This window comes from Streptomyces sp. NPDC127117 (assembly GCF_042677325.1).
GTDB lineage: Bacteria > Actinomycetota > Actinomycetes > Streptomycetales > Streptomycetaceae > Streptomyces.
This window is the reverse complement of record NZ_JBHXTM010000009.1, coordinates 127,597-143,228: the sequence shown is the minus strand read 5'-3', so window position 1 is coordinate 143,228 and position 15,632 is coordinate 127,597. Positions and strand designations below refer to the sequence as shown.

9 protein-coding genes and 1 pseudogene are annotated in these 15,632 nt (G+C 72.2%); 3 read left to right on the top strand and 7 right to left on the bottom strand.

The annotated features are described in order from the left end of the window. Window positions 1–55 precede the first annotated feature (55 nt). The 7 genes and pseudogenes from ACFVH0_RS11185 to ACFVH0_RS11155 form a co-directional block, all read right to left on the bottom strand. Window positions 56–862 (bottom strand): HpcH/HpaI aldolase/citrate lyase family protein, encoded by an 807-nt coding sequence (locus tag ACFVH0_RS11185; RefSeq protein ID WP_385819307.1) that lies wholly within the window; start codon window positions 860–862, stop codon window positions 56–58. Next, window positions 859–2,058 carry a CaiB/BaiF CoA transferase family protein gene (locus ACFVH0_RS11180; RefSeq protein WP_385819306.1) on the bottom strand — a complete coding sequence of 400 codons (1,200 nt, stop codon included), beginning with the start codon at window positions 2,056–2,058 and terminating at the stop codon, window positions 859–861. Before ACFVH0_RS11180 ends, ACFVH0_RS11185 begins: the two co-directional genes overlap by 4 nt. Continuing rightward, window positions 2,055–2,939, bottom strand: coding sequence for a ribokinase (rbsK, locus tag ACFVH0_RS11175; protein ID WP_385819305.1), 885 nt, complete (start codon window positions 2,937–2,939; stop codon window positions 2,055–2,057). Before rbsK ends, ACFVH0_RS11180 begins: the two co-directional genes overlap by 4 nt. After that, entirely contained in the window at window positions 2,936–4,309 is a 1,374-nt protein-coding gene (locus ACFVH0_RS11170) for an ADP-ribosylglycohydrolase family protein (protein ID WP_385819304.1), read from the bottom strand. The genes rbsK and ACFVH0_RS11170 overlap by 4 nt, the downstream gene beginning before the upstream one ends. Further along, complete coding sequence (locus ACFVH0_RS11165) at window positions 4,306–5,493, bottom strand: ADP-ribosylglycohydrolase family protein (protein ID WP_385819303.1); 1,188 nt, start codon at window positions 5,491–5,493, stop codon at window positions 4,306–4,308. Before ACFVH0_RS11165 ends, ACFVH0_RS11170 begins: the two co-directional genes overlap by 4 nt. After that, the gene (locus ACFVH0_RS11160) at window positions 5,435–6,934 is read right to left on the bottom strand and encodes an ADP-ribosylglycohydrolase family protein (RefSeq protein WP_385819349.1); all 1,500 of its coding nucleotides are present in this window, start codon (window positions 6,932–6,934) and stop codon (window positions 5,435–5,437) included. The genes ACFVH0_RS11165 and ACFVH0_RS11160 overlap by 59 nt, the downstream gene beginning before the upstream one ends. 90 nt (window positions 6,935–7,024) lie before the next feature. Continuing rightward, window positions 7,025–8,092 (bottom strand): annotated as a pseudogene (locus ACFVH0_RS11155) (ADP-ribosylglycohydrolase family protein); the annotation flags it as partial. Window positions 8,093–8,355: 263 nt separating this feature from the next. Here ACFVH0_RS11155 and ACFVH0_RS11150 point away from each other — a divergent pair. The 3 genes from ACFVH0_RS11150 (at window position 8,356) to ACFVH0_RS11140 (ending at window position 15,528) form a co-directional block, all read left to right on the top strand. After that, the gene (locus tag ACFVH0_RS11150) at window positions 8,356–9,090 is read left to right on the top strand and encodes a VIT1/CCC1 transporter family protein (protein ID WP_385819302.1); all 735 of its coding nucleotides are present in this window, start codon (window positions 8,356–8,358) and stop codon (window positions 9,088–9,090) included. 425 nt (window positions 9,091–9,515) lie between these two features. Next, window positions 9,516–14,075, top strand: coding sequence for a glutamate synthase large subunit (gltB, locus tag ACFVH0_RS11145; RefSeq protein ID WP_385819301.1), 4,560 nt, complete (start codon window positions 9,516–9,518; stop codon window positions 14,073–14,075). Continuing rightward, window positions 14,068–15,528 carry a glutamate synthase subunit beta gene (locus tag ACFVH0_RS11140; protein WP_385819300.1) on the top strand — a complete coding sequence of 487 codons (1,461 nt, stop codon included), beginning with the start codon at window positions 14,068–14,070 and terminating at the stop codon, window positions 15,526–15,528. The genes gltB and ACFVH0_RS11140 overlap by 8 nt, the downstream gene beginning before the upstream one ends. Window positions 15,529–15,632 lie beyond the last annotated feature (104 nt).

The window sequence follows — 15,632 nt, the reverse complement described above, 5'->3', positions numbered from 1 at the left end:
TGAACCCGTGCGTGGGGCCCCGGACCGACCGGTCCGGGGCCCCACGCATGTGGTCTCACTCGCCCGCCAGCGCGAGCGTCCGACGGGCCGAGGCGACCACCGCCGCGTCGACGAACCGGCCGTCCGGCAGGGCCAGCGCACCCTCGTCCGCCACGGCCGCCGCCACGATCTCCGCCGCCGCCTCGATCTCCTGCGGCGTCGGTCGGAACGCCCGCTCGATGACCGGGAGCTGGCGGGGATGGATCGCCGCCCGGCCCAGGAAACCCAGCGCCCGGCCGTGCGCGCAGGACGTCCACAGGCCGTCCAGGTCCCGGACGTCCGGGAACACCGACTGGGTGGGCGGCGCAAGTCCGGCCGCACGGGCGGCGACCACCACCCGGCTGCGCGACCAGTCGAGCCCGGCGTCGTCCCGTACCCCCAGATCGGCCCGGAGGTCCGCCTCGCCGAGGGCGATGGAGCGCACCTGGGGATGGGATGCGGCCACCGAGTACGCGTGCTCGATGCCGAGCGCCGACTCCAGCAGCGGACAGAGCGCGACGCCCGGCGCCACGGCCGCGATGTGATGGACGGAAGCAGCGTGGGTGATCTTGGGCAGCCGGAGCTCGGCGAGCCCCGGCAGCCCCGCCAGGGCGATGACGTCCGCCTCGTTGTGGACCCGGACATGGACCGGCACGGCCGTCTCCCCGGCCGCTTCGGAGAGCAGCTCGACGGTGGCCGACCGCGCGTACTCCTTGCGGTCCGGCGCGACCGCGTCCTCCAGGTCCACGATCACCACGTCCGCGCCCGAATCCCGTGCCTTGTGCACCACTCCCGGCCGGTCCCCGGGAACGTACAGCCAGGTGAGCGGGACCGCCGCCGTCACAGCACGCGCTCCGCCCGCAGCGCCGAGATCTCCGGGCCCGACAGGCCCAGGCCGGTGAGGATCTCCTCGGTGTCCGCGCCGTGCGGCCGGCCCGCCCAGCGGATCGCGCCCGGCGTGGCGGACAGCCGGAACAGCACGTTCTGCATCCGCAGCGGGCCCAGCTCCGGGTCGTCGACCTCGGTGACGGAGTCCAGGGCCCGGTACTGCGGGTCCTCCATCACGTCCTGGATGTCGTGGATCGGCGCGATGGCCGCCTCCGCCTTCTCGAAGGCCGAGACGGCCTCCTCGCGGGTGTGCCGGGCGATCCAGTTGCCGACCGCCTCGTCGAGCTCCTCGGCGTGCTCGGCGCGGGTGGTGCCGGCGGCGAACCAGGGCTCGTCGATCAGTTCGGCCCGGCCGACCAGGTGCATCACGCGCTCGGCGATCGACTGCGCGGAGGTGGAGACCGCGACCCAGTGCCCGTCCGAGGTGCGGTAGGTGTTGCGCGGGGCGTTGTTGCGGGAGCGGTTGCCGGTGCGCGGCTGTACGTAGCCGAGCTGGTCGTACCAGATGGGCTGCGGGCCGAGCACGGTCAGGATGGGCTCGATGATCGCCATGTCGACGATCTGCCCGTGGCCGGTGCGTTCGCGTCCGGCGAGGGCCGCCATCACGGCGTACGCGGTGGCCAGTGCCGCGATCGAGTCGGCGAGGCCGAACGGCGGCAGCGTGGGCGGCCCGTCCGGCTCCCCGGTGATCGCGGCGAACCCGCTCATCGCCTCGGCCAGGGTGCCGAATCCGGGGCGGTGCGCGTACGGGCCGAACTGTCCGAACCCGGTGACCCTGACCAGGACGAGGCGAGGGTTGACCGCGTGCAGCTCCGCCCAGCCGAGGCCCCAGCGCTCCAGTGTCCCGGGCCGGAAGTTCTCGATGACCACATCCGTTTCGGCGGCCAGCCGGAGCAGGATGTCGCGGCCTTTCCGAGTGGACAGGTCGAGGGTCAGATTGCGCTTGTTGCGGCCGAGCAGCTTCCACCACAGGCCGATGCCGTCCTTGGTGGGGCCGTGCCCGCGCGAGGGGTCGGGCCGGAGCGGATGCTCGACCTTGATCACCTCGGCGCCGAAGTCGCCGAGCATGGTGGCGGAGAGCGGACCGGCGAAGAGCGTGGCGAGGTCGATGACCCGCAGCCCGGTCAGGGGGGCCTGCGCGGGCGCGGTCATGCGGCGTCGATCTCGGTGCGGTACGGCATGGAGGCCGAGGCGCCCGGCCGCTGTACGCACAGCGCGGCGGCCGACGACGCCCAGGCCAGCGCCCGGGGCACGGGCCGTCGTTCGCCGAGCGCGACGGCGAGCGTGCCGACGAAGGTGTCGCCGGCCCCGGTGGTGTCGACGGCGGTGACCTCGGGGGCGGGGAGGATGACGGGTTCGCCGCCCCGGGCCGCGTACAGGCAGCCCTTCGAGCCGAGCGTGATGACGACCGCGGGGACCTGACTGAGCAGGTACTGCGCCGAAGCATGCGGGTCGGTGAAGCCGGAGAGCGCGGCCGCCTCGTGCTCATTGGGGATCAACAGGTCGACGCAGTCGAGGAGTTCGGAGGGCAGCGGCTGCACGGGAGAGGGGGTGAGGATGGTCCGGACGCCCTGGGCGTGGGCCACCCGGGCGCCCTCGATCACCGCGGACAGCGGCAGCTCCAGCTGGAGCAGCAGCAGATCGGCGCCGGCGATGGCGGCCATCTCGCCGGGGCCGAGAGCGGTGACGGTGCCGTTGGCGCCGGGAACCACCACGATGGAGTTGGCCCCCGTGTCGTCCACCACGATGTGCGCGGTGCCGCTGGGGCCCTCGACGGTGTGCAGCAGATCGGTGTCGATGCCCGCGTGCTCCAGATTCGACCGCAGTCGTACGCCGTACTCGTCGTCCCCGACCACGCCGATCATCGTCACCTCGCCGCCCGCGCGGGCGGCGGCGACGGCCTGGTTGGCGCCCTTGCCGCCCGGGACGGTGCGGAACTCCCGTCCGGTGACGGTCTCTCCGCGCCCCGGGGCCCGTTCGACGTATGCGACGAGGTCCATATTGGTGCTGCCGAGCACCGCGATGCCGGTCATGGGCACAGTGCCTCCTTGTGGGTGAGCCGGTGGGTCTGTTCGGCGAGTTCGTCGAAGCCGATGGAGTCGAAACCGGGTACGGACGAGGCGAGACGGTTCTTCAGCGGGGTGGTCCAGCGTTCGGGCAGCAGCGAAGGGGCCCCGGCCAGCAGCCCGGCGAGCGAACCCGCGGTCGCGCCGTTGGAGTCGGTGTCCCAGCCGCCCGACACCGCCCGGCAGACGGAGAGCGAGAAGTCGCCGTCGGCATGGGTGAGGGCGGCGGCGAGCAGCGCGGCGTTGGGCAGTACATGGACCCAGTGGTACCGGCCGAACTCGGCGTGCAGCCGGTCGGTCACCGCGTCGAAGTCGGCGCTGTCGCGGGCCGCCGCGACACCGAAGCGCACCGCCCGCGCGAACCGTGAACGCGGTGGTACGACGCGCAGCCCGGTGGCCAGGCAGCCGTGCACATCGCTCCCGCCCCCGGCCGCCTCGGCGAGCGCAGCGGCGGTGAACATCGCCCCGTACACCCCGTTGGCGGTGTGGCTGAGCACGGCGTCGCGGTGGGCCTGCTCCGCCGCGGTCGCCGGGTCGCCCGGGTTGGTCCAGCCGTGCACATCGGCCCGGATCCGTGCGCCGATCCACTCCCGGAACGGATTGCGGTACCCGGCGGTGTGCGGGGGCTCGACGCCGTCCAGCAGATTGCGGTACGCGATCCGCTCGGCGGTGAACGTCCGGCCCGCCGGGAGCTCGTCCAGCCAGAGCCTGGCGAGATCGCCGGTGGTGAAGGACGGACCGTACCGCTGGAGCAACAGCACGGTGAGCAAAGGGTAGTTGAGATCGTCGTCCTCGGGCATGCCGTCGATGTTCTCGGCCAGCGAGTTGGGCGCGGAGCGACGGTTCCAGGGGTAGGTGGCGGCCAGCGGGGCGGGCAGCCCCTTGGCGGTGAACCAGGTGGTGAGCGGCCAGTTGCCGGTGGCGCGGGCCAGCGCGCGGATGCCCTCCAGCGGCAGCTTCTCGACGGGTTTGCCGAGCAGACAGCCGGCCGCCCGGCCCAGCCAGGCGGCGTGCAGCCGGTCCCGGCTCACCGACGGGGCGTCCGTCCGGGGCGCCGGCCAGTCGGGGCACGCGGCCCGGATCGCCGCCCGGTCCGTCGGCTCGTCCACCGCCGACGGCGATTCCAGCAGGGCGAGTTCATCGAGCAGCCGCTCGGCGAGCACCCGCAGCTCGGGCGCCGGCGGGGTGGACGCGCCCGCGCGCTCCGGGGCCGGGGTGCCGCCCGCCTCGTACCACCGGCGCGCGACGTCCCGCGCGTCCCGCCCGTCCTCGGCCGCCTGGCGCAGCTCGTGCCCGACGAGGTCCTCCGGCTGCACCCAGGTCACCCGTACGGTCATGGCGTACCCACCAGTGCGGCGAACGCCGACTCGTGCGCGCGGCGCCGGGCGGTGTCCCGTACGAACACCTCGCGGGCGACGTCCGCCAGGATCCGTGCGGGGGCGTGCAGATCGAGGCGGCTGGCCCCGGCGACCGTTCTCACCCAGTCGGCGGGGATCGCCCGCGTACCGTGCAGCGCTCCCGCGACGGCGCCGCTCATGGTGGCGATCGAGTCGCAGTCCCGGCCGTAGTTGACCGAGCCGAGGACCGTGCGCCGGTAGTCGCCGTCCGCGACGAGCAGCATGCCGAGGGCGATCGGGAGCTCCTCGATGGCATGCAGCCGGGACGGTCTGCGGGCGCCGAGGGACGGGGCGCGGTAGTCGGGGCCGACCGTGTCGAAGGGGGTGACGGCGGTGCGCAGCGGGGTCAGCGCCGACTCGAAGTCGCTGTGGTCCGAGGCCGCTTCGCACACCGCCTCGATCGCCGAGCGGGTGCCGTCCTTGGCGAGCGACAGGCAGGTGTCGACGACGGTGGCGGGGGTCGCGCCCGGCGCGCAGGCGGCGGCGACGGCCGCCGCGAAGACCCCGGCCGCCTCCCTTCCGTAGCTCGACTGGTGGGCACCGGCGACATCCAGCGCCTCGGCGTACGCGGCCTCCGGATGGGCGGCGTTGACCAGGCCGACCGGGGCCATGTACATCGCCGCACCGCAGTTGACGATGTTGCCGGAGCCCGCCTCGCGCGGATCGACATGGCCGTAGTGCAGCCGGGCGACGATCCACTTCTCGGCGAGGAAGACCCGCTGGAGCGGCAGCGCCTCGGCTTCCAGCTCCGGGATCCAGCGGGGGTGGGAGATCAGCTCGGGCACGAGATGGCCGGCGACCGCGTAGGCGTCGAGATGGTCGCGCACTTCGCCGTACACCCGCACCAGCGCATGGGTCATCAGAGTGTCGTCGGTGACGTGCCCGTCGCCCTTGTGGTACGGGGCGATGGGGCGTGCGGTGCGCCAGTTCTCGCCGTCCCACGGGCCCACGATGCCGTCGATCCGCCCGCCGTGGCGGGCCACGATCTGCTCGGGGGAGCGGCCCTCCACCGGACCGCCGAGCGCGTCGCCGACCGCGGCGCCGACGAGTGCGCCGGCGATTCGTTCATCGAGTGTGAGTGTCGTGGGTCCGGCCTCGGACAGCGTGGGCGTCGTGGATGTCATGTCCGAATTGTCCACCCGGGGGCTTCGGTTCCGTGTCTGCCAGCAGCCCGGCGAGTTCGATGAGATCGGTCCCTGCGAGGCGGGGCAGCGCACAGCCGGCGAGGGTGCGGCAGGCTTCGCGCCAGCCGTCCGGGACGGCGCCGATCCCGCCGAGCGCACCGGTCAGCGCACCGGCCAGGGCGGGCGCCGAGTCCGCCACCCGGGACAGGCACGCCGCCGCGGGAACGGCCTGGGTGATCCGGCCGCGGGCGGCGGTGGCCAGGGCGAGGGTGACCGGGACGGTCTCGGCCGCGGCGATCCCGTAGCTGTAGACGTGGTCGACGATCTGATGCTCCAGCACCGGGACCAGGGCGAAGGCGCCCGCCGCCTCGCCGGCGAAGTCGCGGGCGATCCGTACGGCGTGGGCGGCGTTGCGGGCGATCTCGGTGCCTTCGGGGAGCTGGGCGAGCGCGGCGTTCACCGCGGTGTCCACGTCCGCGCCGCCGAGCGCCTCGGCGATCGCCGCCGCCATCGCGCGGGCGCCGTGCACTCCGTCGCCGTCCTGGGTGTAGCGCGCGTCGAACTCGGCGAGGTCGGCGGCGGCCGCGGGGTCGGCGGGGTGGGCGACGGCGAGCACGGCGGCACGTACGCAGGCCGCGTCGTCGAAGTAGTGCGGGTTGTCGTGGCCGGTGGCGGGCGGGCGGAGCCCGGCGGCGAGATTGCCGAGCCCGGCCCGTACCGAGATCCGGGCGCGCAGCGGAAGCACCGCGGACTCGACCTCGGGGGCACGGGCGGCAGCCGCGGCGACCTCGGCGGCCAGTGCGTTCCAGGCGACGTCGATGGCGGCCCGCATCCGGCGTTCGGGGGAGAGGCCGTGCAGCGGACCGGCCGCCGATGTGAGTACGGTCCCGGCGGCGAAGGCCGCCCATTCGGCGTCGTCGGAGGGCCCCAGCCGCAGCGGTTCGGGTGGCTGGTTGAGCGCGATGGGGACGGGCAGCGTGGTGGTCGCGTTCTGCTCGGCGAAGGTGTCGAGCTCCCGGGTGAGGCGCCGGGTCCACTCGGGCATCCGGGCCGCCCGGTGCCGGGCGGCGGGCCATCCGGCGGCGTCCCCGGAGGCGAGCCCGAGCAACAGCCCCTCGATCCGGGCCCGGTGCCCGACGGCGGGCCGGGTACGGAGCCGGGCGGCGGGGGAGGAGGGCGCGGGGGTTGCGGGAGAGATGGGGGTTGCGGGAGCGCGGGGGGTGTCGTGCGGGGGCGGTGGTGCGTCGCCGGCTGTACGCGGTTCGCTCCGGGGCCCGTCGTTCCGGACCCCGCCCGCGTCCGTACGCGGGCGGGTCCGGACCGGGCCGCCGTCGTTGATGACACCGCCGTCGGTGCCACCGTCGTCGATGACAGCGTCGCGCGCACCGTCGGACCCGGGTGCCGGGCCGGTCCCGTGCACCTCGCCGGTCCCGTCTGCCATGCCTGTCCTGTCTGCCATGCCTGCCCCGTCTGTCCCATCCGCGCCTTCCACCCCGTCAGTCCTGTCCGCGCCGCCCACCTCGTCCGTCTCGTCCGCCTCGTCCGGAGTGAGCAACTCCGCGATTTCCAGGACGTGGTGACCCCGCATCGTCGGCAGACAGCTGCCCCGGACCGGGCCGATCGCGTCCCCCCAGTGCCGCGGAATCGCGGACGCCCCGTTCAGCGCGCCGGCCAGAGCCCCCGCCACCGCGGCCGTGGTGTCCGCGTCGCGGCCCATGTTGACCGCCGTGAGCACCGCCGTGCGGAAGTCGCCGCGCGCCGCCGCGAACGCCCCGAAGGCCAGGCCCACCGCCTCGGGCGCCAGATCCGTCCACGGGTAGCCGCCGACCACCACCGCCGAGCGCACCGCGCGTTCCATGGTGAGCCGGTCGGGGTAGCCGCGCTGCGCGGCCGCCACCGCGCGCCGCAGCGAACGCGCCGTCCAGGAGTCCATGGGTACGACCGACAGTGCGGCGGCGATCACCGATGTGACCCCGGCACCCGTCATCGCGGCGGCCACCCCGGCCGCCACCGCCTGGCCGCCGTAGATGCCCTCCCCGTCATGGCTGACCCGCCCGTCCACCGCGACCAGCCGCGCCGCCTCGGCCGGCCGGCCGGCCGCGAAGACACCGAACGGCGCCGCCCGCATCGCCAGACCGTCGCTCCAGGCGTGCCGGTGCTGGGCGGAGATCGGGGCGGCGAGCCCCCGCCGCAGATTCTCCAGCGTTCCCCGCTCGCTGAACCCGGCACCCCGGAACGGCCCCTCGTCGAGATCGGCGATCCACAGGTGCCAGGCCCGCTCCACGTGCGTGACGGTGAGCGCGGAACCGTGCCGGGCGAGCAGCAGCCCGGAGAAGATCGCGTACTCGGTGTCGTCGGTGCCCGCGGGGTCGTCGCTCACGAAGCCCTCGATCCGGCCCCAGCGGCGGCGGATCTCCGAGGGGCGCAGGTTCTCCGCCGGTGCGCCCAGCGCGTCCCCGACCGCGAGCCCGAGCATCGAGCCGCGGGCCCGGTCGGCCAGATCCCCCCGGGGCGTCCCGCCCCGCCCCGCGCGGTCCGGCACCTCCGGTTCCGCGCCGCCGGTCCGCGGCTCCGCCGGATTTCCTGCGATCAGCTCCATCGCGTCGACCCTCCGCTCGCACCGAGCCAGTTCTCGTCCTGCTCGATATGTGCCACGCGGAGCCCCGACAGAGGCCGACAATCGCAACAAAAGGGCCAGTCGGATGAAGGGCCGGAAGCACTGAGGAAGGCCGTACTTACCTGCTCACGGAGCGTGGTAAGTACGGCCTGCCTTGCTGGCGGGAGCCGTTTTTCGTGCGTACTTTCGATGGTGACGAGCGGGGGCGGAGCGAGTGGAATCCGTCGCCGGAGAAGGGGAGAGCTGTGTCCATCATCGAGACCGACGCCGTACTGCACGAGGCCCACCGCGACAATCACACCCACCGTGATGTGAACGGCGGCTGGCTGCGTCCGGCGGTGTTCGGCGCCATGGACGGGCTGGTCTCCAACCTCGCGCTGATGACCGGTGTCGCGGGCGGTTCCGTCTCCCAGCAGACGATCGTGATCACCGGTCTGGCGGGCCTGGCCGCCGGTGCGTTCTCCATGGCGGCCGGCGAGTACACCTCCGTGGCCTCGCAGCGTGAGCTGGTCGAGGCCGAACTCGACGTCGAGCGGCGGGAGTTGAGCAAGCACCCCAAGGACGAGGAGCGGGAGCTCGCCGAGCTCTACGAGTCCCGCGGCGTCGAGCCGGGGCTCGCCCGCGAGGTCGCCCGGCAGCTGTCGCGCGACCCGGAGCAGGCCCTGGAGATACACGCCCGCGAGGAGCTGGGCATCGACCCGGGCGATCTGCCCTCGCCGCTGGTCGCCGCCGTGTCGTCGTTCGGCGCGTTCGCGCTGGGTGCCCTGCTGCCCGTGCTGCCGTATCTGCTCGGCGCGAGCGCGTTGTGGCCGGCCGTGCTGCTGGCGCTGGTCGGACTGTTCGCCTGCGGTGCGGTGGTGGCCAGGGTGACGGCCCGCAGCTGGCTGTACAGCGGGTTGCGCCAGTTGGCCCTGGGCGGCGCCGCGGCCGCCATCACCTACGGACTGGGCACGCTGTTCGGTGTGGCCGTCGGGGGCTGACCCCACCCCGCAGGCAGAAGGAACGGGCAGGCACACCCGCAGGTGGGAGTGCCTGCCCGTAACGTGTCCGCCACCCGTGTGACGTACATCTTGGTGACAGCCTCTGGGCGGACCGGCCGCCACGGGCTTAAAATGAGTCCCTATACAGCGCTACACATAAGTAGCCGTTACTCGGCGGTTTCATTTCCTTTGCCGCCGGGCATGACCCGTAGACACCGCAGGCAACGACGCCTGCTCTCTGCGGTCCCCCTCGGGCGCCGATCCTTCCGGCTGCGACCCATCCACCGTCTCGGACGGTGTCCGTATGTTGGAACGAACTATCCGCTTCTTGAGAAGCGCCCCATCATGTAACCTGCACGAAATTTCGCAGAGGGCCAACGTCGTCCCTCGGCACTGCATATGCCACGACGACGACGGGAGAGCCAATGCGCATCGACGCCTGGTCGCCCATGGACGGTCGCCCCGCCCAGCAGGGGATGTACGACCCCCGTAACGAGCACGACGCCTGCGGTGTCGGGTTCGTGGCCACTCTGACCGGTGTGGCCAGCCATGAGCTGGTCGAGCAGGCGCTGACCGTGCTGCGCAATCTCGAACACCGCGGTGCCACCGGATCCGAGCCCGACTCCGGCGACGGCGCCGGGATCCTCCTCCAGGTGCCGGACGCCTTCCTGCGTGAAGAGACCGCCTTCGAGCTCCCCGAGGCCGGTGCCTACGCCGTCGGAATCGCCTTCCTGCCCGCCGACGACTCCACCGAGGCCGTCCGCGAACTGGAGAAGATCGCCGCGGAGGAAGGCCTCAAGGTCCTCGGCTGGCGACAGGTACCCGTCACCCCCGACATCCTCGGCAACGGCGCCCGCGCCACCATGCCCGAGTTCCGTCAGCTCTTCGTCGCGGACGGCGAGAGCACCGGCATCGTCCTCGACCGCAAGGCCTTCGTGCTGCGCAAGCGCGCCGAGCGGGAGACCGGGGTGTACTTCCCCTCGCTCTCCGCCCGCACGATCGTCTACAAGGGCATGCTCACCACCGGGCAGCTGGAGCCGTTCTTCCCGGACCTCTCCGACCGCCGCTTCGCCACCGCGGTCGCCCTGGTCCACTCGCGGTTCTCCACCAACACCTTCCCGAGCTGGCCGCTCGCCCACCCGTACCGCTTCGTCGCGCACAACGGCGAGATCAACACGGTCAAGGGCAACCGCAACTGGATGAAGGCCCGCGAGTCCCAGCTCGCCTCCAGCCTCTTCGGCCAGGCACAGCTCGACCGGATCTTCCCCGTCTGCACCCCCGACGCCTCCGACTCCGCCTCCTTCGACGAAGTCCTGGAGCTGCTCCACCTCGGTGGCCGCTCGCTGCCGCACTCGGTGCTGATGATGGTTCCCGAGGCATGGGAGAACCATGACTCGATGGACCCGGCCCGGCGCGCCTTCTACCAGTACCACTCCACGATGATGGAGCCCTGGGACGGCCCGGCCTGCGTCACCTTCACCGACGGCACCCAGGTCGGCGCGGTCCTGGACCGCAACGGTCTGCGCCCCGGCCGCTACTGGGTCACCGACGACGGCCTCGTCGTGCTCTCCTCCGAGGTAGGTGTCCTGGACATCGACCCCGCGAAGGTCGTCCGCAAGGGCCGCCTCCAGCCCGGGAAGATGTTCCTCGTCGACACCGCCGAGGGCCGCATCATCGAGGACGACGAGATCAAGGCCGCCCTCGCCGCCGAGCAGCCGTACGGCGACTGGCTGGAGACCGGCGAGATCGAGCTGGAGGACCTCCCCGAGCGGGAGCACATCGTGCACACGCACGCCTCCGTCACCCGCCGCCAGCAGACCTTCGGCTACACCGAGGAAGAGCTCCGCGTCATCCTCGCTCCGATGGCCCGCACCGCCGGCGAGCCGCTCGGCTCCATGGGCACGGACTCGCCGATCGCCGCGCTGTCCGAGCGCCCCCGGCTGCTCTTCGACTACTTCACCCAGCTGTTCGCCCAGGTCACCAACCCGCCGCTGGACGCCATCCGCGAGGAGCTCGTCACCTCGCTGCGCTCCACGCTGGGTCCGTCGGGCAACCTGCTGGAGCCGACCGCCGCGTCCTGCCGCAGCGTCACGCTGCCGTTCCCGGTGATCGACAACGACGAGCTCGCCAAGCTGATACACATCAACGCCGACGGCGACATGCCGGGCATGAAGGCCGCCACACTCTCCGGTCTCTACCGGGTCGGCGGCGGCGGCGACGCGCTGGCCGCGCGGATCGAGGAGATCTGCACCGAGGTCGACGCCGCCATCGAGGACGGCGCCCGACTGGTCGTCCTCTCCGACCGGCACTCCGACGCCGAGCACGCGCCGATCCCGTCGCTGCTGCTCACCTCGGCCGTCCACCACCACCTCATCCGTACCAAGCAGCGCACCCAGGTGGGGCTGCTGGTCGAGGCCGGGGACGTCCGCGAGGTCCACCACGTCGCGCTGCTCATCGGCTACGGCGCCGCCGCGGTCAACCCGTACCTGGCGATGGAGTCCGTCGAGGACCTGGTCCGCGCCGGTACGTTCATCGAGGGCATCGAGGCCGAGCAGGCCATCCGGAACCTGATCTACGCGCTCGGCAAGGGCGTCCTGAAGGTCATGTCCAAGATGGGCATCTCGACGGTCGCCTCCTACCGGGGCGCCCAGGTCTTCGAGGCCGTCGGCCTGGACGAGGACTTCGTCGCGAGGTACTTCAACGGCACCGCCACCAAGATCGGCGGCGCCGGCCTCGACGTCGTCGCCAAGGAGGTCGCCGCCCGGCACACCAAGGGCTACCCCGCCTCCGGCATCTCCGCCTCGCACCGGGCGCTGGAGATCGGCGGCGAGTACCAGTGGCGCCGCGAGGGCGAGCCGCACCTGTTCGACCCGGAGACGGTCTTCCGCCTCCAGCACGCCACCCGCAACAAGCGCTACGACATCTTCAAGAAGTACACGGACCGGGTGAACGAGCAGTCCGAGCGGCTGATGACGCTCCGCGGCCTGTTCGGCTTCAGGAGCGACCGCGAGGCGATCTCCGTCGACGAGGTCGAGTCCGTATCCGACATCGTCAAGCGCTTCTCCACCGGCGCCATGTCGTACGGTTCGATCTCCCGCGAGGCGCACGAGACACTCGCCATCGCCATGAACCAGCTGGGCGGCAAGTCCAACACCGGTGAGGGCGGCGAGGACGCCGACCGGCTCTACGACCCGGCGCGCCGCTCGTCCATCAAGCAGGTCGCCTCCGGCCGCTTCGGTGTGACCAGCGAGTACCTGGTCAACGCGGACGACATCCAGATCAAGATGGCGCAGGGCGCCAAGCCCGGCGAGGGCGGCCAGCTGCCCGGCCACAAGGTCTACCCCTGGGTCGCGAAGACCCGGCACTCCACCCCGGGCGTCGGCCTCATCTCGCCGCCGCCGCACCACGACATCTACTCCATCGAGGACCTGGCCCAGCTGATCCACGACCTCAAGAACGCCAACCCGGCGGCCCGCATCCACGTGAAGCTGGTCTCCGAGGTCGGCGTCGGCACGGTCGCCGCCGGTGTCTCCAAGGCACACGCGGACGTCGTCCTGATCTCCGGCCACGACGGCGGAACGGGCGCCTCCCCGCTCACCTCGCTGAAGCACGCGGGCGGCCCCTGGGAGCTCGGCCTCGCCGAGACCCAGCAGACGCTGCTGCTCAACGGTCTGCGCGACCGCATCGTCGTACAGACCGACGGCCAGCTGAAGACCGGCCGCGACGTCGTCATCGCCGCGCTGCTGGGCGCCGAGGAGTTCGGTTTCGCGACCGCGCCGCTCGTCGTCTCCGGCTGCGTCATGATGCGCGTCTGCCACCTGGACACCTGCCCGGTCGGCATCGCCACCCAGAACCCGGTCCTGCGCGACCGGTTCTCCGGCAAGGCCGAGTACGTCGTCAACTTCTTCGAGTTCATCGCCCAGGAAGTCCGCGAGATCCTCGCCGAGCTGGGCTTCCGTACGATCGAGGAGGCCGTCGGCCACGCCGAGCTGCTCGACACCGACCGTGCGATCACGCACTGGAAGGCACAGGGCCTCGACCTGAAGCCGCTCTTCCACGTCCCCGAGCTGCCCGAGGGCGCGGTCCGCCACCAGCGGGCCGAGCAGGACCACGGGCTCGCCAAGGCCCTCGACAACGAGCTGATCAGGCTCGCCGCCGACGCCCTGAACGCGGACAGCGCCGAGAGCGCCCAGCCGGTCCGGGCCCAGATCGCGATCCGCAACATCAACCGGACCGTCGGCACCATGCTCGGCCACGAGGTGACCAAGAAGTTCGGCGGCGCCGGTCTGCCGCAGGACACCATCGACATCACCTTCACCGGTTCCGCGGGCCAGTCCTTCGGCGCGTTCGTGCCGAGCGGCGTGACGCTGCGCCTGGAGGGCGACGCCAACGACTACGTCGGCAAGGGCCTCTCCGGCGGCCGCGTCATCGTCCGCCCGGACCGCGGCGCAGACCACCTCGCCGAGTACTCCACCATCGCGGGCAACACCATCGCCTACGGCGCCACCGGCGGCGAGCTGTTCCTGCGCGGCCGCACCGGTGAGCGGTTCTGCGTCCGCAACTCCGGCGCCACGGTCGTCTCGGAGGGCGTGGGCGACCACGGCTGCGAGTACATGACCGGCGGGCACGCCGTCGTCCTCGGCGAGACCGGCCGCAACTTCGCCGCGGGCATGTCGGGCGGTGTCGCGTACGTCATCGACCTGAACCGCGACAATGTCAACGTCGGGAACCTCGGCGCGGTCGAGGAACTCTCCGACACCGACAAGCAGTGGCTGCACGACGTCGTGCGCCGCCACCAGGAGGAGACCGGATCCACGGTCGCCGAGAAGCTTCTCACCGAGTGGGACACCGCGGTGACCCGCTTCAGCAAGATCATCCCGTCCACCTACAAGGCAGTGCTCGCCGCCAAGGACGCCGCTGAGCTCGCCGGTCTCTCCGAGCAGGAGACCACCGAGAAGATGATGGAGGCGGCGACCAATGGCTGACCCCAAGGGCTTCCTGACCACCGGACGCGAGGTCGCCGAGACCCGCCCCGTGGGCGAGCGCGTCAAGGACTGGAACGAGGTCTACGTTCCGGGCTCGCTGCTCCCGATCATCAGCAAGCAGGCCGGCCGCTGCATGGACTGCGGCATCCCGTTCTGCCACAACGGCTGCCCGCTCGGAAACCTCATCCCCGAGTGGAACGACTACGCCTACCGCGAGGACTGGTCGGCCGCGTCCGAGCGCCTGCACGCCACGAACAACTTCCCCGAGTTCACCGGGCGGCTCTGCCCGGCCCCGTGCGAGTCGGCGTGCGTGCTCGGCATCAACCAGCCGGCCGTCACCATCAAGAACGTCGAAGTCTCCATCATCGACAAGGCATGGGACAGCGGCGACGTCACCCCGCAGCCGCCCGAGCGGCTCTCCGGCAAGACCGTCGCCGTGATCGGCTCGGGCCCGGCGGGTCTCGCCGCCGCCCAGCAGCTGACCCGGGCCGGCCACACGGTCGCCGTGTACGAGCGCGCGGACCGCATCGGAGGTCTTCTCCGGTACGGCATCCCCGAGTTCAAGATGGAGAAGTCGCACATCAACCGCCGCATCGAGCAGATGCGCGCGGAGGGCACCAAGTTCCGCACCGAGACGGAGATCGGCCGGGACATCGACGCGGCCAAGCTCCGCCGCCGCTACGACGCGGTCGTCATCGCCGCGGGTGCCACCGTCTCGCGCGACCTGCCCGTCCCGGGCCGTGAGCTGAACGGCGTGCACTTCGCCATGGAGTACCTGCCGCTGGCCAACAAGGTGCAGGAGGGCGACCTGACGGTCTCCCCGATCACCGCCGAGGGCAAGCACGTCGTCGTGATCGGCGGCGGCGACACCGGCGCCGACTGCGTCGGCACCGCCCACCGCCAGGGCGCGCTCTCCGTCACCCAGCTGGAGATCATGCCCCGGCCGGGCGAGGACCGGAACGCCAACCAGCCCTGGCCGACGTTCCCGATGCTCTACAAGGTCACCTCCGCGCACGAGGAGGGCGGCGAGCGGGTCTACTCCGTCTCCACCACCCACTTCGAAGGCGACGAGGAGGGCAACGTCCAGGCACTGCACCTGGTCGAGGTGGAGTTCAAGGACGGCAAGCTGGAACAGAAGCCCGGCACCGAGCGGAGGATCCCCGCACAGCTGGTCACCCTCGCCATGGGCTTCACCGGCACCGACCAGGCCAACGGTCTGGTCCAGCAGTTCGGCCTGGAGCTCGACGAGCGCGGCAATGTCGCGCGCGACGCGGACTACGCCACCAACGTCGGCGGAGTCTTCGTCGCCGGTGACGCCGGCCGCGGCCAGTCCCTCATCGTGTGGGCCATCGCCGAGGGCCGCTCCGCGGCCCGCGGGGTGGACCGCTTCCTGACCGGAGCCAGCGCACTGCCGGCCCCGATCCGCCCGACGGACCGTGCACTGACGGTCTGATCACGGCACACACAGACGTCCCGCACAACGGCGTGCGGAACTGAACGCGGCGCCTGCCCGTCCCCGACCGGACGATTCGGCAGGCGCCGTGGCGCGTCCGGGGC